At 64.2% G+C, this 20,401-nt stretch carries 14 protein-coding genes; 9 read left to right on the forward strand and 5 right to left on the reverse strand.

What is annotated here, in order from left to right:
• Positions 1-18 precede the first annotated feature (18 nt).
• Both AC07OV_RS21775 and cuyB read left to right on the forward strand, forming a co-directional pair.
• Positions 19-1,281 (forward strand): dicarboxylate/amino acid:cation symporter, encoded by a 1,263-nt coding sequence (locus tag AC07OV_RS21775; protein WP_495092948.1) that lies wholly within the window; start codon positions 19-21, stop codon positions 1,279-1,281.
• Positions 1,278-2,726 (forward strand): cysteate racemase, encoded by a 1,449-nt coding sequence (cuyB, locus tag AC07OV_RS21780; protein ID WP_495092949.1) that lies wholly within the window; start codon positions 1,278-1,280, stop codon positions 2,724-2,726. The genes AC07OV_RS21775 and cuyB overlap by 4 nt, the downstream gene beginning before the upstream one ends.
• An 11-nt stretch (positions 2,727-2,737) precedes the next feature.
• Here the strand turns inward: cuyB and AC07OV_RS21785 are convergent, their stop codons facing one another.
• The 3 genes from AC07OV_RS21785 to AC07OV_RS21795 all read right to left on the reverse strand — a co-directional run bounded on the left by AC07OV_RS21785 (position 2,738) and on the right by AC07OV_RS21795 (position 5,989).
• A complete protein-coding gene (locus tag AC07OV_RS21785) occupies positions 2,738-4,009 on the reverse strand; it encodes a cation:dicarboxylate symporter family transporter (protein WP_495092950.1) in 1,272 nt (423 codons plus the stop codon).
• Positions 4,010-4,103: 94 nt separating this feature from the next.
• Entirely contained in the window at positions 4,104-5,312 is a 1,209-nt protein-coding gene (locus AC07OV_RS21790) for a pyridoxal phosphate-dependent aminotransferase (protein WP_495092951.1), read from the reverse strand.
• 11 nt (positions 5,313-5,323) lie between these two features.
• Positions 5,324-5,989 (reverse strand): RraA family protein, encoded by a 666-nt coding sequence (locus AC07OV_RS21795; RefSeq protein ID WP_176998606.1) that lies wholly within the window; start codon positions 5,987-5,989, stop codon positions 5,324-5,326.
• 122 nt (positions 5,990-6,111) lie between these two features.
• On the opposite strand from AC07OV_RS21795, the gene AC07OV_RS21800 reads away from it, so the two are divergent.
• Positions 6,112-7,008: a LysR family transcriptional regulator gene (locus AC07OV_RS21800; protein WP_259173921.1), complete on the forward strand. Its 897-nt coding sequence runs from the start codon at positions 6,112-6,114 to the stop codon at positions 7,006-7,008.
• On the opposite strand, the gene AC07OV_RS21805 is transcribed toward AC07OV_RS21800, so the two are convergent.
• Positions 7,005-7,898, reverse strand: coding sequence for a LysR family transcriptional regulator (locus AC07OV_RS21805; RefSeq protein ID WP_495092952.1), 894 nt, complete (start codon positions 7,896-7,898; stop codon positions 7,005-7,007). The genes AC07OV_RS21800 and AC07OV_RS21805 overlap by 4 nt on opposite strands.
• Positions 7,895-8,800 (reverse strand): LysR family transcriptional regulator, encoded by a 906-nt coding sequence (locus AC07OV_RS21810; protein ID WP_495092953.1) that lies wholly within the window; start codon positions 8,798-8,800, stop codon positions 7,895-7,897. The genes AC07OV_RS21805 and AC07OV_RS21810 overlap by 4 nt, the downstream gene beginning before the upstream one ends.
• A gap of 154 nt (positions 8,801-8,954) precedes the next feature.
• On the opposite strand from AC07OV_RS21810, the gene AC07OV_RS21815 reads away from it, so the two are divergent.
• From AC07OV_RS21815 to AC07OV_RS21840, 6 genes are all read left to right on the forward strand, one after another.
• Positions 8,955-10,283 carry an MFS transporter gene (locus AC07OV_RS21815; RefSeq protein WP_495092954.1) on the forward strand — a complete coding sequence of 443 codons (1,329 nt, stop codon included), beginning with the start codon at positions 8,955-8,957 and terminating at the stop codon, positions 10,281-10,283.
• 8 nt (positions 10,284-10,291) lie between these two features.
• Positions 10,292-11,326, forward strand: a complete 1,035-nt coding sequence (locus tag AC07OV_RS21820) for a hydroxyacid dehydrogenase (RefSeq protein ID WP_495092955.1) — start codon at positions 10,292-10,294, stop codon at positions 11,324-11,326.
• A gap of 99 nt (positions 11,327-11,425) precedes the next feature.
• Entirely contained in the window at positions 11,426-12,490 is a 1,065-nt protein-coding gene (locus tag AC07OV_RS21825; protein WP_494997406.1) for a hypothetical protein, read from the forward strand.
• A 54-nt stretch (positions 12,491-12,544) separates the two neighbouring features.
• Complete coding sequence (locus tag AC07OV_RS21830; protein WP_495092956.1) at positions 12,545-15,574, forward strand: porin; 3,030 nt, start codon at positions 12,545-12,547, stop codon at positions 15,572-15,574.
• A 10-nt stretch (positions 15,575-15,584) separates the two neighbouring features.
• Positions 15,585-18,506: a two-partner secretion domain-containing protein gene (locus AC07OV_RS21835; RefSeq protein WP_495092957.1), complete on the forward strand. Its 2,922-nt coding sequence runs from the start codon at positions 15,585-15,587 to the stop codon at positions 18,504-18,506.
• Positions 18,503-20,401, forward strand: a 1,899-nt coding sequence (locus AC07OV_RS21840; RefSeq protein WP_495092958.1) for a hypothetical protein, incomplete at its 3' end; no start/stop codon positions are given. The genes AC07OV_RS21835 and AC07OV_RS21840, both read left to right, overlap by 4 nt.

Here is a 20,401-nt window from a genome sequence, read left to right on the forward strand (position 1 = left end):
CCACATGAGGGCAGCACTGTGAAGCACAACAAACTTCCCCGTCGAATTGCAGCCGGCATCGCCCTGGGCGTGCTGGTGGGTTGGGCGTGTCATCACTTTGCAGGGAGCGAGCAGGGCGCCAAGGAGCTGGCCGGGTACTTTGCGATGGTCACCGACATTTTCCTGCGCATGATCAAGATGATCATCGCGCCGCTGGTCTTCGCCACGTTGGTGGGCGGCATCGCGAGTATGGGCAGTTCGCGCTCGGTGGGGCGTATTGGCCTGCGCGCGATGCTGTGGTTCGTCACGGCGTCGCTGGTCTCGCTGCTGCTGGGCATGGGTCTGGTCAACCTGTTCCAGCCCGGTGCGGGGATGAACCTGCAAGTGGTGCAAAACGCGGCGGCGGCGGTGCCGGTCAATACCGGTGACTTCAGCCTCAAGGCGTTCATCAGCCACGTGTTCCCGCGCAGCATCGCCGAAGCCATGGCCAACAACGAGATCCTGCAGATCGTGGTGTTTTCGCTGTTCTTCGGCTTTGCCCTGGCGGGTGTGAAGCGCGCCGGTTACACGCGCATCACCGACACCGTGGATGAGCTGGCCAAGGTGATGTTCAAGATCACCGACTACGTGATGGCCTTCGCGCCGATCGGTGTGTTCGCGGCGATTGCGTCGGCGATCACCACCAACGGCCTGGGCTTGCTCGCCGATTACGCCAAGCTTATCGCTGAGTTCTACTTGGGGATCGTCCTGTTGTGGGGGCTGCTGTTCACGGCCGGCTATTTGTTCCTCGGGCGCTCGGTGTTCACTCTCGGCAAGCTGATCCGCGAGCCCATCCTCTTGGCGTTTTCCACCGCCAGCAGCGAGTCGGCCTACCCCAAAACCATGGAAGCACTGGAGAAATTCGGCGCCCCCAAGCGCGTGTCCAGCTTCGTGCTGCCGCTGGGCTATTCGTTCAACCTCGACGGCTCGATGATGTACCAGGCCTTCGCGATCATGTTCATCGCCCAGGCCTACAACATCGACCTGAGCTTCACCCAGCAACTGCTGATCCTGCTCACGCTGATGATCACCAGCAAAGGCATGGCCGGCGTCGCCCGGGCGTCAGTCGTGGTGGTGGCAGCGACCTTGCCGATGTTCAACCTGCCCGAAGCCGGGTTGCTGCTGATCATTGGTATCGACCAGTTCCTCGACATGGCCCGCACCGCCACCAACGTGGTCGGCAACAGCATCGCCACGGCGGTGGTGGCGCAATCGGAGGCCGAAGAAGAGCCCGCCGAAGCGCCACAGGCGGTGCGCACATGAGCAGTACGCGACGGCTGGGCATCGTCGGCGGCCTGGGCTCGCTGGCCGGGGCGGACCTGTTCTACAAACTGGTCAAGTCGCGTGCGGTGCTGGAGGATCAGGGCCGCTATCACTTTCTGTTCGAGCAGCACCCGTTCAAGGACGTGCTGCTGCCGCTGGACCGCAACGCCAGCATGACGTCGCGCAAGTTCTACGTGTTCCAGGTGTGCAAGACCTTTGAAAACAGCGGCGTGGACGCGGTGCTGCTGCCGTGTTTCGCCAGCCAGACCTTTCGCGAGGAGATCCAGCAGGAGCTGGGCATCCCCGTGCTGGACATGATGCAAGCACTGGTCCGGCACATCACCCGCAGCGTTACACCTGGCACGCGCCTGGGCGTGATTGCGTCGGACTTCGTGCGCCACTGCGGCCTGTTTGAAAGACACCTCGGCCAGCACTTCAACCTGCTGTACCCCGACGCCGAGGCGCAGGCGGCCTTGATGGAAGCGATGTACGGCGTCAACGGCATCAAGGACGGCCACCTGGAAGGCGTGCCGCTGGAGGGCGTGTACCAGGCCTGCCTGTCCCTGCAAGAGCAGGGCGCCACGCTGATCGTGCCGGGCATGACCGAGCTGTCACTGGTCTGCGGCGACTTGCAGCGGCGCGGCATCAGCGCACTCGACATCAACCAGCTCTACGCCGACTTCGCCACCCAGGCCGACGGCCCGGCCCGCCAAGCGCCGTTCAAGCTGGGCATCGTCGGCGGTGTGGGCCCGGCCGCCACCGTGGACTTCATGGGCAAGGTGGTCGCCCACACGCCGGCCGGCAAAGACCAGGACCATATCAAGATGGTGGTCGAGCAAAACCCGCAGATCCCCGATCGCACCGCCAACCTGCTTCGCGATGAAACCGACCCGACCCTGGCGCTGTACGCCACCTGCAAGCGCCTGGAAAGCGCCGGCGCCCAGGCGATTGCGATTCCGTGCAACACCGCCCATGCGTTTGTCGAGCGCCTCCAGCCGCACCTGCGCGTGCCCATCGTCAACATGCTCAGCGAAACCGTGGAGTGGATCGCCCAGCACTACGGCAGCGGCCAGGCCGTCGGGCTGCTGGCCACCTCCGGCACGGTGCAAAGCCAGGTCTATCACCACGCGGCGCGGCGTTCGGGGTTGCAGTTGATCACGCCGGGTTTTGATTACCAGGCACTCGTCATGGAGGCGATCTACGGTGAGCGGGGCATCAAGGCGGGGTTTACCGACGGCATCTGCCGCGAGCAATTGCTGCTGGCGGCCGAGCATTTGTGTGAGCAGGGGGCGAAGGTGTTGATTCTCGGCTGCACCGAATTGCCGTTGGTACTGGCCCACAGTGAAGCGTTCGAGATCCACCCGCACCGCGTGGTGCTGGTGGACCCCACCACGATTCTCGCGCGCCAGTGCATCCGGCTGTCACAGGTGAGCGTTGCTCGATAGGCGTTGCGTCCTTATCCCCGTCGTACTGACGCTGCCTCTATAACTGGCTGACGTTCATGCCCCTCCCACTTGGCAATCACCAACGGCGCCAACGCATTGCCCAACACGTTCAACGCCGTGGTGGGCATTTCCATCAAGCGATACACCCCAGCGATAAACGCAATGCCTTCCAACGGCAGGCCGGCGCTGGCCAGGGTGGCCGAGAGAATCACGAACATGAAGCCCGGCACCCCGGCCGCGCCTTTGGAGGTGAGCACCATGGTCACCACCAGCAAGGCCTGGTCGCCCAGGCTCAGTTCGATACCGTACAACTGCGCGACGAACAACGTGCCGATGCCCAGGAACAACGAGGCGCCGTCCAGGTTGAACGAGTAACCCACCGGCACTACAAAACTCACCAGCGAGGGTGGCACGCCGTAGGTTTCGAGCTTTTTCATCAGCTGTGGCATCACCGCGGCCGAGCTGGCGGTGGAGAAGGCCAGGGCCAGTTCGTCCTTGATATGGCGCATCAAGGCAAACAGGTTGATCCCGAACATCCGTGCAATCAGGTTCAGCACCACTAGCACAAAAAACACGATGGACACGTAGCTCACCAGGATCAGCTTGGCCAACGGCAGCAACGAGCCAAACCCGAAGTTGGCCACGGTCACCGCGATCATGCCGAACACGCCAATCGGTGAGTAGGCCATGATCATCGAGGTGACCTTGAACATTGCATCGCTAATCCCACGCAACAGCGCGATCACCGGGTCTTTGCGTTCGGCGGGCAAACGCGACACGCCCAGGCCGAACATCACCGCAAAGAACAGCACCGACAACAGGCTGCCCTGGGCCATGGCGCTGATCACGTTGTCGGGGATGATCCCGACGATGATCTGGCCCAGGCTATGCCCGGCGCCGCTGCTGGTGGGCAGGCTGATAGTGGCGGCGTGCAGGCTGGAAAGCTCGGTGCCGGCGCCGGGCTTGAGCAGGTTGCCCAGCACCAACCCGACGATGATCGCCAGGGTGGTGATGCAGAAGAAATAGCCCAGGGACCTGACCCCGATGCGGCCCAGGGATTTGCCGTCACCGTGCCCGGCAATGCCCACCACCATGCAGGAAAACACGATCGGCACGACGATCATCTTCATCAGCTTGATAAAGATGTCGCCCGCCGGTTGCAGCACGTTGTCCACCAGCCATGGGCGGGACTCGGGAAAGCGGTGCAACAGGGCGCCGATGGCGATGCCGGTGAGCAAGCCGATAACGATTTGCCAGACCAGCGCGATGCGGGGCGTGTGCATAGGAATGCCTCATTTGCGATCAATGATTTTTAAGTTGTTGTTCTAGGCAGTCGAAAGGCGGCCGTGGTGGGCCGCCGGGTGCAGCGAGAAGCCGTCAGCGCAGGTCGTGGCATGCGTCTTTGAGACGACGGCATCCTTCTTCGATCACGTCCAGGGCGCTGGCAAACGACAAGCGTACATACGGCGACATGCCGTAGGCCGCGCCGCTGACCGTGGCCAGGCCGTAGTCACGCAGCAGGTAATCCACCAGTTGCGTGTCGTCCTCCAGGCGGTCGCCCGCCGGGGTGAGCTTGCCCATCAACGCGCTCACATTGACGAACACGTAGAACGCACCGTCCGGTGGGGTGCAGCTCACCCCGGGAATGTCCGCCAGCAAGCCCAGCATGTGCGCACGGCGTTGCTGGTACTGCGCACGCATGTCGGCGATGGGGGCCTGCTCGCCGGCAAAGGCGGCCACGGCGGCGGCCTGGCTCAGGGAGCTGGGGCAGGTGGTGGTTTGCGACAGCAGCTTGGCGATGGCCGAGATCAACCACGCCGGGCCGGCCCCAAACCCCAGGCGCCAACCGGTCATGGCGTAGCCCTTGGACGCGCCGTTGACGATCAGCGTGCGCGGCTTGAGGTCGGGCGCCAGGCGCGTCAACGGTACATGCCGGGCGTCGCCGTAGACAAAGTGCTCGTAGATCTCATCGGCCATGACCAGCACATGGGGATGGCGCCGCAGCACGTCGGCCAGCGCCTTCAGTTCGGCCTCGCTGTACACCGCGCCGCTGGGGTTGTTGGGGCTATTGAGGATCACCCATTTGGTGCGTGGGGTGATCGCCTGCTCCAGGGTGTCGGGCGCGAGTTTGAAGCCCAGGCTTTCATCGCCGGGGATGATCACCGGCGTGGCATCGTTGAGGCGCGCGATGTCCGGGTAGGACACCCAATACGGCGTGTGCACGATCACTTCGTCGCCACGGTTCAGGGTGGCGGCCAGCGCGTGATAGATGATGTGCTTGCCGCCGCAGCCGGCCACGACTTCGTCCAAGCCGTAGACCAGGCCATTGTCCCGGGCGAGCTTCAGGCAGATGGCCCGGCGCAGGGCCAGGGTGCCGGTGGTCGGCGTGTAGTGGGTGTCGCCACTGTGCATCGCCAGGCTGGCCGCTTGCAGGATGTGCGGCGGGGTGTCGAAGTCCGGCTCGCCCACGGTGAAGTTGACGATGTCACGGCCCTCGGCGCGCAGCTCGCTCACCAGGGCATTGGCGGCAACGCTGGGGGAGGGCGCAATGCCCAAAACGCGGTCGGAAAGAAATGCAGTGCTCATCAGGGTGTCCTTCAGTCCGCCAGGCCGGCGTTGGCCAGCACCTTGTCGATCCAACTCTGGCGCACCGCGCCGGTGGCGATTTCGGCTTTCACCGCTTCTTCATGCTCGGCGTGTTGCCCGGCGCGGCGCAGCACTTCGGCGGCATCGGCCTGGGAGAACGCCACCAGGCCATCTTCATCGCCCACAAGCAGGTCGCCCGGGTTGATCAGCATGCCGCCGATGGACACCGGCACGTTCACCTCGCCGGGGCCAGTCTTGTAAGGGCCGGTGTGCACCACCGCACGGGCGTAGCAGGGCGTGTCGTCGAAGCTGGCGACGTCGCGGATCGCACCGTCGATCACAAACCCGACGCAGCCGCGTTGCTGGGCGTAGAGCTTGACCAGTTCGCCGATCACCGCGTTGTTGGTGTCGCCCTGGCCGTCCACCACCAGCACGTGGCCGGGTTGCATCATGCTCATGGCTTTGTAGATCAGCAGGTTGTCGCCGGGGCGGGTCTTTACGGTGATCGCCGTGCCCACCAGCTTGCCGGTGCGGTTGTAGCGCGTCAGGCCACGGGCGCCGATGTGCCGGCCCAGGTTGTCGCTGATGTGCGGCGTGACCACGTGGGCGAACGCCTCCACCAGTTCGGCCGGGGCCATCGGTGCGTTGGGAAGGATGCGGGAACCGGGCAAGGACATGGCAAATCTCCAGAATCGTTGGATAGCGACGGGCTATGGCCAAATCTTAGGAGCGATGAACGGACAGTTTTAGCGATATTTTATGATGTGTTAGCATCGCTTTTTATCATGAGTTGGCCGGCATGATCACCTTCAAGCAAATCGACGCGCTCTACTGGATTGCCGAACTGGGCAGCTTCGAAGCGGCGGCGAACAAGCTGAACATGTCGCAGTCGGCAATCTCCAAGCGCATCCAGGAGCTGGAAGAAACCTTCGATGTGGAGATTTTCGACCGCAGCAAGCGCAATGCGCGGCTGACCGAAAAGGGCGGCGAACTGCTCGACTACGCCCGCGACCTGCTCAACAGCCGCGACCAGTTGCTCGAACGGGTCAGCGCGCGCAACGTGCTGGTGCGCCGGTTTCGCCTTGGGGTCACCGAGCTGACTGCGCTGACCTGGCTGCCGGCCCTGGTGGAGGCGCTGCGTCAGGCGTACCCGAAGGTGCAGATCGAACCGTCGGTGGAACTCAGCAGCGAACTGTTCCGCAAACTGGAAAGCGATCAACTGGACCTGGTGATCGTGCCCGACGCCTACAGCGACTCACGCTTTCACAGCACCCCGCTGCAAAGCGTGGACAACGCCTGGATCTGCTCGCCCGGGCTGATCCCTGACGCCGACCCGGTCAGCCTGGAAACCCTCGCCAGCTACACCGTGCTCACCCAGGGCTCGCAGTCGGGCACCGGCTTGATCTATGAGCGCTGGATGGCCACCCATAACGTGCAGATGCCGCGCACGCTCACCAGCCACAACCTGCTGGTGCAGGTGGGCTTGGCGCTGTCGGGGATTGGCGTGAGCTACCTGCCCAAGGCGTGCCTGTCCCATCTGATCGAACAAGGTTCGCTGCGTGCGTTGGTCACCGAACCGGAATTGCCGAGCGTGCGTTATGTGGCGTTGCACCGGGTCGATCGCCAGTTCGGCTTGAACCAGGACGTGGCGCAGATGGCCCAGGCCTGCTGCGATTTCTCGCGGCTGTTGCTCTAACGGCTGGCATCGCCCTGGGTCGACTGGCGCGCCAGGTCGGCCAGGGTGTCAATCAGCGCGGTGCGCCCATGTTTGAGAAACGCCAGGTGATAGTTCACCGCAGCCGGTGGCACTTCCAGCGCCACCTCCTGGAATTCCCCGCGCTCGATCTCGTCCACGAACAAACCCCTCGGCAAACAACTGATGCCAACCCCCGCACGGATCAACGCCAGCAGCGCGAACAGGCTGTTGCTGCCGTACACGTGGTTGAACTCGATACCCTCCTGGGCAAACAGCTGCTCGCAGCGTTGGGTGATCCCTGAGTCCGGGCCTTGCACGATGATCGGCCACAGCGCCAGTTGCTTGAGGGACAGCGTGGTGCCTTCGGGGAACAGGTGCGGCGGTGCCAGCCAGGTGAAGCTGATCGATTGCAGCGGGATTGAGGCCATGGCGGCGGTGACGTAGTCCTGCGGGATCACGACCAGGTCCAGGTCACCGTCGAGCAGCTTGCGTTGCAGGCGTGCGGACAGGTCCACGTCCGGGTGCAGGCTGATGTCTGGCAGCTGGGCCTTGGTGCGCGCAACGAAGTCGGTGAACCAGGTGATGGTCACCAGTTCCGTCAACCCCATGCGCACGGCGCGCTGTACCTGGTGGGCGGCGCCGCGCAAGGCGTCCAGCTGGGCCAGGCTGGCGATCAGGCCTTCGCTGGCCTCCAGCAATTCGGCGCCCTTGGCGCTCAGTTGCACCTTGTGGCTGCCGGGTTCGAACAGCGGCAGGCAGGCTTGTTTTTCCAATTCCTGCAGGCGCTTGGTGGCGGCTGACTGGGTGATGAACAGGCGCGTGGCGGCCCGCTGCAAGGTGCCGAGCTTGAGGGTCCAGTAAAAGGTTTCGATCTGCTTGATGTTGATCATGCCGGGCGCCCATAAGCCTGTTGCAGGTCGCAGTGCTCGCCGAGCAGTTCCATCACATGCCGGTGAAACGGGCTGTAGCTGTCGGCCCGCGCCAGCGCCACATAGGGCGTGGTGGGCAGCGGCGGCGTCACATCGAGCTTCACCAGCTGCCCATTGAGCAAGTAGGGCGCGGCGGTGATGTCGGGCAGGTAGGTCACGCCCAGGCCGGACACGGTCAGGCCGATCAGGGCCGCCAGGCTGCTGCACGGGATGTGCGCGCTGGGGCTGGCCTGGTGCGTGGCGAGCCAGCTGTCCACCAGCAGGCCGGAGCCCGACAGCCGGCCCTGGGCGAGCAGGGTGCAATGGCTCAAATCTTCCAGGCTCAGGGGCTGCTGGTGATCGAGCAAGCCCGGTGCGCAGAACCAGTTGTTGCGCACCTCATCGAGTGCCACCTTGATCAGGCCATTGCTGCTGAACGCATCCGGCACCACGATCACATCGACCTGGCCGGCCATCAGCAAGCCATGCAGACGCACGCTGAGGTCGACCTCCGGCTCGATGCGCACCTTGGGGTAATGGCTGGAAACCGCCTTGATCAAGCGCGGCAGCCAGGTCAGGGCGCTGAGTTCGGTGATGCCGATGCGCAACCTACGGCTGAGCACCTGCGGGCTGATCAGGCAACTGTTGACGATGTCGCGCTGCAACAGCACGTCGCGGGCCTGGGCCACCACCGGTGCGGCCAGCGCGGTGAGCCGGGCGCCACGGCCGCTGCGGTCGAACAGCGCAAACCCCAGCCAGTGCTCCAGTTCCTGGATCTGCCGGGAAATGGCCGACTGCACCTGGCCCAGGCGATTGGCCGCACCGTCGAAGGTGCCGTGGTCGACCACGGCAATCAGCGCTTCCAGCTGTTTGAAGGTAGGCACAGGATGAACTCCATCTGGTTTTGGAATGTTTTTAGTTCACGGAATATCTCTATGTCTACTTAAATTTCCTCGGCACTATCCCGCTCACGGCCTACTGGCGTGAGGGTTTCTTCACGGCGTACCGACCATAACTCCAAGAAAGATCGGTGAAGAAATGAAAGCTGACTCCAAATCCACCAGCCGTTTCCGCTGGGTCGTGGCGGCGCTGTTTTTCCTGGCCTACATGGTGGCCGGTGCCGACCGTGCCAACATCGGCGTGGTGGTGCCCTTCATCAAGCAGGAATACCACCTGAGCAACACCGACATCGGCGCCCTGGCGAGCCTGTTCTACCTGACCTACGCCATCGTGCAGATCCCCGCCGGCTACCTGTTCGGCCGCTACGGCATCCGCCAGCTGCTGACCGGTTCGCTGGTCCTGACCTCCCTGGCCACCTTGCTCATCGGCTTCACCTCCAGCGTGCTGCAGCTCAAGCTGGCGCGGGCGTTGCTGGGGGCGGCGGAAGGGCCGATCAACATCGGCATCGTGTCGATCATCAACCGCTGGTTTCCGCCGAGCGAAAAGGGCCTGGCCACGGGCATCTTCATGTCGTCGATCAAGGTGGCGCCGGCCATCGTGCCGCCGCTGTGTGCCTACATCGTGCACCTGTACGGCTGGCGCGAAGTGTTCTTTTTCTTCGCTATCCCGGGGTTCTTCGTGGCCCTGTTGTGGTGGTGGCTGGTCAAGGACGATCCGGCCGACAGCCCGCACTGTTCGGCCAGCGAGTTGCAGCATATCCAGGGCAGCCAAGCCCAGGGCGCGGCCTCGGTCCAGCCGATGGTGCGCATCCCGGCGTGGTTCGACCGGCTGATCCGCACCCGCCAGGTGCCGCTGCTGGCCGACAACAAAAGCATCCTCGCCTCATGGAACGTGTGGGCCTGTGCCATGGGCTACTTCCTGATGGTCGGCATCACCTATTCGATCATGACCTGGGTGCCCACCTACCTGATCACCGTCAAGCAGTACTCGGTGTTGAAGATGGGCATGGTGGCCTCCGCGCCGTGGGTTGGCGCGATCATCGGCAACCTGCTGGGCGGCTGGCTCTCGGACCGGGTGTTCGACCGTCGGCGCAAACCGGCGATGCTGATCGGTTCGCTGGCCACGGTGCTGATGATGGTCGTGCTGCTCAACGCGCCCAGCGACCCCGTGCTGTTGTCGGCGGTGTTCCTGCTGGCGGGCATCCTGCTCAACATCGGCTACTCCACGTTCCTGGTGTACCCCATGGGCCTGGCCACCAAGGAGCGTGTGCCGTTTGCCGCGTCCATCGTCAATACCGGCGGTTCCCTGGGCGGTGCCTTCACGCCGTTCGTGGTCGGCTTGTTGCTCGATCATTTCAATTGGGACTACGTGTTTGGTTTTCTCGGCGTGAGCTCGCTGATCACCTTCGCCATCGTGCTCACCATGGTCGAACCACGCCCTTCAACTGCTGCCAACCCACAAGCCTAGGAGCCCGGATGAACCGAGTGATGCAGGTGTGTCGCCTAGATTTCTGGATCAACCCCGTCTTTGACGAAATGATCCAGGCCACCCCCCAACTGGCGCTGCAGGTGCTGCCGCGCCAGGGCGACGATGCACGTACCCTGGCCGCCTTGCGCCAGGCCCACGCCTACCATGTCTCGGCCGCCAAGGACGAGTTGCCCAGGCACTGGTTTGCCGGCCCGGCGTTGATCGAGCAGTGCCCGGCACTGCTCTGCGTGTCGTCGGGCGGCGCGGGGTTCGACACGGTGGACGTCGCCGCCTGCAGCCGTGCGGGCATTGCCGTGATGAACCAGGCGGGTGCCAATGCCCACTCGGTGGCCGAGCACACCTTTGGCCTGCTGCTGGCGGTGGTCAAGCGCATCGTCGAGTCCCACAACACCCTGCGCCACGCCACGGGTTTCAGTCGCGAAGACCTGATGGGCGAAGAGATCCATGGGCGCACCCTCGGCCTGATCGGGCTGGGGGAAATCGGCCGGCGCGTGGCGACCATCGCCCGCGGTTTTGGCCTGGAGGTGCTGGCCTACGACCCCCACCTGCGCGATGAGCAGATGCAGGCCCATGGCGCGCAGCCGGTGACCTTGGCCGAGCTGTTGCGGCGCAGTGATGTTGTGTCCCTGCATTGCCCGCTGGATGCCAGCACTCGCCACTTGATGGGCGCCGAGCAGTTCGCCGCGATGAAGCGGGGGGCGGTATTCCTCTCGACTGCCCGGGGTGGCATCCATGATGAAGCGGCGTTGTACGTGGCCCTCAAGAACGGCCATTTGAGCGGCGCCGGGCTGGATGTGTGGGCCTGTGAACCCCCGCCCCAGGATGCACCGTTGATGAGCTTGCCCAATGTGGTCGCGACGTTTCACACGGCAGGCGTCACCCACGGTGGCCGGCGCAATGTGGCGCGCTCATCGGCGGCGCAGATCGCGGCGTTGCTGCGTGGCGAGCGCCCGCCCCATCTGCTGAACCCCGAGGCCTGGGAGCTGATCCGCGAGCGGGTAGGGCGTGTGCTGGGCGCCTGATAGGCATATTTTTAAAGTATCCAAACCACGTTATTTAGATATTTTTAATAGGTGGACAGCACTGATAGGCTCTTAAAAAAACAAGAGAAGTGCCCGGTCATGTTCATAAGCCTGCCCACCGCCCTGAAACCCTTCACCGCCGTTTTGGCGTCCCTCGCCCTGATGGGCACCCTGAGCAGTTGCGCCAAGGTCGACGTGCACAGCGAAGGCGTCGACAAGCCTGAAGCCGATGCCCGCCAGGTCTTGCGCCTGGGCCACGATGACAGCGCCTACCCGTTTCCGATCTACGCCAACGCCGACCTCTACAACCCGCCCAAGACCCTGGAGCGTGCGGTGGTGATTTTGCACGGCGTGCAGCGCGACGCCGACCAGTACTTCAACACCGGTCGCAAGCTGCTGGGCAACGCCCGTCTGCCGAGCACCACCACCTTGTTGCTGGCGCCGAATTTCCTCACCCCCACCGATTCAGGCGTGAGCAATGACATGCCGCTGTGGCCACGGGACAAGTGGATGCACGGCATCGAATCGCAGTTCGGGCGCAAAGGCATTCCAGCCTTCCAGGTGCTCGACGATGTGGTCGGCTACCTGTCCGATCGCCAGCGATACCCGGCGCTCAAGGAAATCGTGATGGTCAGCCATTCGGCCGGCGCGCAACTGATGCAACGCTACGCGGTGATGAATGACCTCGACGCCAGCCTCAAGGCCCACGGCCTGACGATCCGCTACGTGGTCGCCAGCCCCTCGAGCTACGTGTACTTCGACGAAAACCGTTTGCAGGACGGCGTGTTCAAGCCGGTGGTGAGCATCATGTGCCCCAGCTACAGCCGCTATCGCTATGGCCTCGACAATGCGCCCGCCTACCTGCAGAACCAGCACCTGACGAACCGCCAAGTGTTTGCCCGCTATGCCGCGCGCGATATCACCTACCTGGTCGGTGCCCAGGACAACAACCCCACCAGCCGTGTGCTCGACAGCTCCTGCGGGGCCAATTACCAGGGCGACACCCGGCTTGATCGGCAATTGAATTTCGTCAGCTACGAGCAGTTCTTGTCGAACCAATGGCAGATCCCCTTGCGCCATCCCCAGCACACGATTCCCGGTATCGGCCACAACGCGGCGCGCCTCTTGGGTGACAAGGCGGTGGCGCGAATGCTGTTTCCCTGAGCTCCACGCTGTTTGCCCAACGCTGCGTCTCGATAAAAACAATAAGAGAACTGTATGAGCCCAACTCTCCCCACTGCCCGGGTGCCACGCGCCTGGGGGCCTGGCGCATTGTCGCTGCTGGCCGCCGCCCTGATCGCTGCCCAGGCCCAGGCCGACACGCTGCCGTCGTCGGGCACTCTGTTCGATAACAGCCGCTCGGTGCTGCGTCCCACCGACAATGCCCAGCCGGCCACCCCCGGCAGTGTGCGCATCGAAAGCCAGGACGATACGCCCGTGCCCAAGGCGGGCAACTCGACGGTGCAAGTGCAGGTCAAGCGCTTCGTGGTCACCGGCAACCGCGAACTCAGTGATGCCCAGTTGCAACCGGTGCTGCTGCCCTACGCCGGCAAGACCCTGGACCTGGATGGCCTGCGTGACGCCGCCGCGCAGGTTACGGCGTTGTACCGGGCGCGGGGTTACCTGGTGGCGCGTGCCTACCTGCCGGCCCAGGACATTCAACATGGCCAGGTGACCATCGGCGTTTCCGAGGGCGTGATCGGCCAGGTCAGCGCGTTGCCGGACGCCAATGTGCGCTTGCGCCCCGAAGTGCAGCAGCAGTTCATCCATGCGCTGCCCTCCGGCACCATCATCCGAGAGCAAGACCTGGAGCGTGTGTTACTGCGCCTGTCGGACATCACCGGCGTGGCCGTGCACGCGATCCTGCGGCCGTCGCAGCAGCCTGGCGCCGCCGACATTGTGCTCAAGCTCAGCGAGATGACCGCCTGGACCGCCCGCGCCGCCATCGATAACTACGGCAACTACTACACCGGCAGCAACCGCCTGACTTCCAGCGTCAGCCTCAACGACGCCCTGGGCCTTGGCGACAGTTTTACCGCCACTTCGCAGAACTCCTTCGAAGGCCTGAACATCAAGGGCATCGGTTACCAGCAACCGCTGGGCGCCACCGGGATCTCGGTGGGCGCCAACTACGCCGAGCTGGAATACAGCATCGGCAAGAACCTCAAGGGCCTGGATGCCGACGGCACCGCGCAGGTGTCTTCGGTGTTCATCAACAGCTCGCTGCTGCGTTCGCGTGACAGCAATATCAGTGTCAACCTGGCCGAAGATCACCGGCGCTTCGAAGACTCCGCCGGTGGTTTTACCGTGAACAAGTCGGCGGTGTTTCGCAGCGCCACGCTGTACGGCAACTGGCGCGATGACTGGCAAGGCAGCAACACCTGGAGCCTGGCCTACGGCATCGGCGACCTGGATAAAAAAACGCCGGCCGACGCCGCGTTGGACGCGCTCACCGCCAACGCTGCCGGGCACTACAAGAAGGCCAACCTGAGCTTCAGCCGCCTGCAATACCTGGGCAATGGCTACTCGCTGTTTGGCTCGGTGACCGGGCAGTGGGCCGACAAGAACCTCGACTCCTCGGAAAAACTCAGCCTTGGCGGGCCTAACGGTGTGCGCGCCTATCCTGTCGGTGAAGTGGCCGGCGATGAAGGCGTGCTCGGCCGCCTGGAGCTGCGCAAATACCTCGGGCGCTTCAACGGCGCTATCGCCGAGGGCACGTTGTTTGCCGATGCGGGCAAGGTCACGGTCAACCAGAACCCGTGGGACGCCAGTGAAAACACCCTCACACGCTACGGCTACGGCGTGGGCTTGAACCTCTATCACCGCGACCTGGTGATGAACACCAGCCTGGCGTTCTCCCCGGGTGCCGACCCTACCAGCGATGACCGTGCGGCCAAGCGCCTGTGGTTCTCGATTTCCGGTTCGCCCCAGGCGTTCGCCGGGCTGGCCAGCGACATCGGCTCCAAGGGCGAAGACTTCGAAGTGGCCGAGACCGACACCGTCATTTACGGCAACTTCGGCATCGTCCCGGAATACGTCGACCGCCACGGCTCCACCCCGGCAGCACCGGCTGACCAGAGCCGCCTGGCCACGCCGAACGGGCGCAACATGGCGAGCTTCTGGCGCGCCCGCGACAACGTGTCCGCCCTCGGCGTGCACGGCGGTTATGGCCTCAGCGATGACTGGAAGCTGCTGTGGCAACTGGAATACGGCATCTCGATGAACTACACCGCGAGCAACGACAAGTCGGTGAACCCGTCGGCATCGCCGAGCACCAAGCTGCGCAACACCGGTGCGGCGTTCAATAACACCGACTACGGCACGTTGCTGTATGGCGTGTGGGACATGCCGATGAAGGAGTCCACCACCACCCTGGACCCGTTCAACGGCAAGACCAGTGCGGCGTACTTCAACATCATCGGCTCGCCGGGCTTCAGCGCCGGCCTGTCGACCAACGTCAACGGCCCGCAGAGCTACAACGACACGGCGGTGAATGGCGACGCGGCGTTCAACCGCCGCCAGGCCGGCGTGGTGGAATACTGGACGCCGGAGTGGAACGGCCTGCAACTCAAACTGGCCTATTCGAACAACGGCATGAGCGCCGCCAGTGATGTGGACAAAGGCTATGTCTACGGCAGCAGCCTGACCTACAACAACGGCGGCTTCACGGCGGTGTTCGCCACCGAACGGCACATCAACTACTTCGGCATTGCGGATCTTGGGCGCAACGCGCGCGGGCTGGGCAGCAGTACCCACGTCACCGATGGCACCTCGTCGGATGATTTCAGTTTCCGCTACGGGCTGGCCTACGACTTTGGCGCGACCAAGCTGTCGCTGATCGCCGATGACCTGTCCTATTCCGAAGACGGCGTGATCAACACCAGCACCACCACCAGCGACCTTTCCAAGTACCGCCGCCGGGCCTACCTGGTGGGGGCGTCCCACAAGATCGGCCCCTGGACCCTGAAGGCCAGCTACGGCAAGGCCTTGCCCGGCAAGTGCGAGATGATCCGCGCCACCCCGGTGGAGTGCGACACCCACGGCATGGGCGCCACCCAGTACGCCATTGGCGCCAACTACAAGCTGACCAAGCGCATCGACCTGTTCACCCAGTACGTGCTGCTCAAGAACAACTCCCTGGCCAACTACAACTTCGCCCTCACCGGCGTTACGGCGGCCAGCGGCTACTCGCCCGGCGCGGGCACCACCATCAGCGCCGTCGGCACTGGCATCAACTATTCGTTCTGAGGAGAAGGCTGTGAGCAAACCACAATTCCAAACCGCGCTGCCTGTTCTCAAACCCTTGAGTTTCGCCGTGCTCTGCGCGCTCTACAGCCTGACGCCGTTGCCCGCGCTGGCGCTGGACAGCAACGCGTTGCCCACCAATGGCCAAGTGGTCGCTGGCAGCGGCACCATCAGCAGCAACGGCAATGTGATGACCGTGCACCAGGGCAGCGACCGCCTGATCACCACCTGGGACACGTTCAATATCGGCAGCGCCGCCCAGGTGAATTTCCTGCAGCCGGGGGCGTCGTCGGTAGCGCTGAACCGGGTCACCGGCAGCGACGGTTCGCAGATCCTTGGGCACCTGAATGCCAATGGCCAGGTGTTCCTCATCAACCCCCAGGGCGTGCTGTTTGGCGCGGGGTCGATGGTGGATGTGGGCGGGCTGGTGGCCAGTTCGCTGAACATTTCCAACAGCGACTTCATGGCCGGCAAGTACGTGTTTTCCGGGCCCAGCGGTGGCGCGGTGATCAACCAGGGCACGATCAGTGCGCGGGATGGCGGCAGTGTCGCGCTGCTGGGCAGCCAGGTGCGCAACGAAGGCACGGTGGTCGCCAAGCTCGGTTCGGTGGTGTTGGGCGGCGGGGAAAAAATCACCCTGGACTTCACCGGTGACGGCCTGATCAACGTCGAGGTCAACGACCCGGCCATCGGCGCCAGCGTGATCAACCGCGGGCTGCTCAGTGCCAACGGCGGTGCCGTGGCCATGACCGCCCGCGACTCCCAGGCCATGCTCAGCAATGTGGTGAACAACGAAGGCGTGATCGAAGCCCGCAGCCTGCAACAGCGCAATGGCCGCATCATTCTCGATGGCGGTGACAGCGGGGTGGTGGTCAACAGCGGCGTGCTCGATGTGTCGGGCAAAAACGCCGGCGAGCGCGGCGGCAACGTGACCATGACCGGCCAATACGTGGGCCTGTTCGACAGCGGCCGTATCGATGCCGACGGCGATATCGGCGGCGGCACGGTGTTGATGGGCGGCGACTACCAGGGCAGCGGCAACCTGCACCAGGCTGACAGCACCTTCATGGGCAGCGATGCACGCATCAACGCCAATGCGTTGAGCCAGGGTGACGGCGGCAAAGTGATCCTCTGGTCCAGGGACAGCACGCAATTTTATGGCGGCATCAGCGTGCGCGGTGCCGGCAGCCAGGGGCGTGGCGGGCTGGTGGAAACCTCCGGGCACGCGCTGGATGTGATGGGCGTGGTCGACCTCAGCGCGGTGTCGGGGCAGGGCGGCACGTGGCTGATCGACCCGTTCAACATCAACATCACCCGCACCGCCAGCACCGGCACGTCCAGCAGCACGCCTTTCACGCCGAACGCGGGGGCCAGCTCCAACCTGAGTTCGGCGACCCTGAATGCTTCGTTGTCGGAAGGCGCGAACATCCTCGTGACCACCTCTTCAGGGGCGGGCACGTCCGGCGATATCAACGTGCTGGACAACGTCAAGGGCGTGGGCAACGCGACCCTGACCCTGCAGGCGCACCGCAATATCGTGATGACCAACACCAGCATCAGCAATGGCACCGGCAAGACGCTTAACGTGTCGTTGGTCTCCAACTTCAACAACAGCGGCAACGGCTCGGTGGCCCTGAGCAACGCGAGCATCAGCACCAATGGCGGCAACCTCACCCTCAGCGGCGCGGTAGACCCGGCGACGTCCTGGGCCAGCACCAACGTCAGCAATGGCGTGGGTATTTCGTTGACCAACGGCACGCGCATCAGCACCAGCGGCGGCGATATCACCTTGCGCGGCGCCACGTCCGCCAGCCTGGCCGCCGGTTCTACCGCGACGGCGATCAACATCAGCCGCAGCACCCTGGACGCCGGTGGCGGCAACATCAGCATCACCGCCGTGCAGGCCAGCAGCACGGGCAGCGGCGATGCCTTTGTGCTGACCGGTGGCAGCACTATCGTGACCTCGGGTGGGGGCTCCATCACGGTGGAAAGCACCAACCTGGGCAGCGGCAACGGCACGCGGATCTTCAGCACCAGCAACACCATCGCGGCCACCGGCAGTGGCAATGTCACCCTGCGGGGCAGTGCGGTGTCGGGCAGTGGTGTGCTGGTGTGTTCGACGGCGGCGTCATCGACCCAAACCCTGAGCGTGGGCAGCGGCACCTTGACGGTCCAGGGCGCTGCGGCGTCGGGCCGTGGCGTATTCCTGGCGGCCTCCACCACCGGCGCGGTGACACTCAGCGCGGGTGTGGGGGGCGATATTGTGGTTGATGGCCGCAGCGCCGGCGACTCCGGCACCGTGGTCAATTCCACGGGCACCGGTTCGGTGATCAACCTGACGACCCTGGATGGCAACCTGTCGCTGAGCGGGACGGCAGGCGCGGCTTCTGCTGCGCCGGGCTTGAGTATTCGCAGCGGCGCGTCGGGGGCGGGCAATGGGGTGAATATCCTGTCGAACAGTGGCGATATTCGCCTGCAAGGCACTGCGCTGGGCTCGGGGGCGGGGCTGCAATTCACCGCCACCAACGCCCGCGGCTTTAACAACGTAATGACCGCTGGCGGCGGCGACCTCACCGTCACCGCGCGCAGTGCCAGCGGTGCGGCGTTGAGCTTCGACAATGGCACCAACACCCTGCAAGTGGTGGACGGTACCCTGCGCCTGGACCTCGACACGCCGTCGGGCAATTACCTCAATCAGGGCAACGGCACGTCCTCGATCCTGGCCACCGGCAGTGGCGCGGTGCTGATCAGCCGTGGCGGGCTGATCCACAACAGCCTGCTGGACACCTCCTCCGAACCGACGCGCCAGTATCACCAGAGCCAGATGGTCGGCGACACCTGGCGCCAACCGCTGACCGGCGACTATCACCTCACGCCGCTGGGCAGCGCTGCCGACCAGGTGAACATCGACGTGGCCCAGGGCACCGCACCATGAACGAACCGGTGTTTTCCCTCGAAGCCTTCGAGTACCTGTGCTACAGCCGCGACCACGAGGGCGGCGCCCGTGAACTGGTGCGCCTGCTGCAATTGATCGACCGCAACTACGGCAAGCTGTCGGAGCAATTCTCCCTCAGCGTGTCGCCCGCGCTCACGCCCGGCGAGCTGGAAAGCCATGTGCTCACGCGGCTGACTTGCGCGATTACCGCATTGTTTTCCGACCCGGGCTTCAGCATCAGCCCGGGTGGGTTCGGCCAGTTGATCAACCTGCAGCGCTGGCTGTCTTCGTTGTTTGCCGCCAGCGCCTTTATCAACGCCGACCACATCCTGCGCTCGCTGAATTTGCTCGGGCCAGGGGGCAACGGCTACCGCATCGCCGAACAGGACCTGGTGAAGTTCTGTCTGCTGTATTCGCCGGAGTCGCAATTGCCGCTGGATGTGGAACTGCTGTGGGCACAAAACCCAACGCTCGCAGCCGCGCTGTTCATGGCGTTGATGTCGCCGCGTTTTCTCGGCACACCGGCTGCGCATTCCAAGCGCGAGGCGCTGCTGGCCTGGTTGCCTGGGCGCCTGGAGCAACTGGATAGCCTGGATACCTTGCCGCTGAACGTGCTGCACGACGTGTACATGCATTGCAGCTACGCCGACTTGCCACAACGCCACCGCATCAAGGCGTCGATCAACACGCTGATCGAACGCAAGCTCGACAGCGTGGGCATTCGCAGCGTGCCTATGGGCGTTGCGCCAGCACGTGAAAAACCGTTGATGCTGGTGTTGCTGGAATGGTTCTCCGGTGGGCATTCGATCTATCGCACCCACTCGTTGACGCTGGAAGCGGCACGGCGAGATTTTCACGTGGTGGCGGTGGGGTACGCTGCCAATGTGGATGCCCTGGGCCGCGCCGTGTTTGATGAATTCATCGAATTGCGCGAGCCCGACGACCTGTTTGCCTGCCTGCGGCAACTCACCAGCCTCGCTGCCGCACGCCAGCCCGACGTGTTCTACATGCCCAGCGTCGGCATGTTCCAGATCACGATGTTTGCCAGCAACCTGCGCTTTGCGCCTTTGCAGGTGGCGGCGCTGGGGCATCCGGCCACGACCGCGTCACGGCACATCGACTGCATCAGCGTCGAGTCGGATTTTGTCGGCGACCCGGCGTGCTTCACCGAGCGCCTGCTGCAACTGCCCGCCAATGGGCAGCCCTATCGGCCCTCCGCCATCGCGGTCGACTTGCCGGCTGCCGTGCGCGAAGACACGCCCTGGGTCAACATCGCCGTCGCCGCCACCACCATGAAACTCAACCCGACCTTCCTGCGCGCCTGCCAGGCGATTGCCGTGCGCACCTTGCACAGCAGCGGCAAGCGCGTGCGTTTTCATTTTTTGGTGGGGCAGGCCCAGGGCTTGCTGTTCCCGCAACTGGTGCGGTTGATCGAGCGCTACGTCGGCGACGCCACGGTGTACCCGCACCAGCCTTACGCCGACTACATGGCCACGCTCAATGGCTGCGATATGTTTCTCAGCCCGTTCCCGTTCGGCAACACCAACGGCATCATCGACGCCTTTACCGTGGGCCTGCCGGGCGTGTGCAAGACCGGGCCGCAGGTGTTCGAACATATCGACGAAGGCCTGTTTCGCCGGGTGGGGTTGCCGCAGTGGAGCATTGCCCGCACCCATGAAGACTATGTGGAGGCGGCGGCGCGGATGGCGGGCAGCTTTACCGAACGCAGCGCCCTGTATCGACACCTGGAAAGCAGTGATCCACTGGGCGTGCTGTTCAACGGTGACCCCCACGCCCTGAGCGCCGCGCTATTGACGGCTGTAGTGGGGGGGGGGGGGGGGGGGGGGGGGGGGGGGGGGGGGGGGGGGGGGGGGGGGGGGGGGGGGGGGGGGGGG

This window comes from Pseudomonas sp. GW821-FHT09A09 (assembly GCF_059418405.1).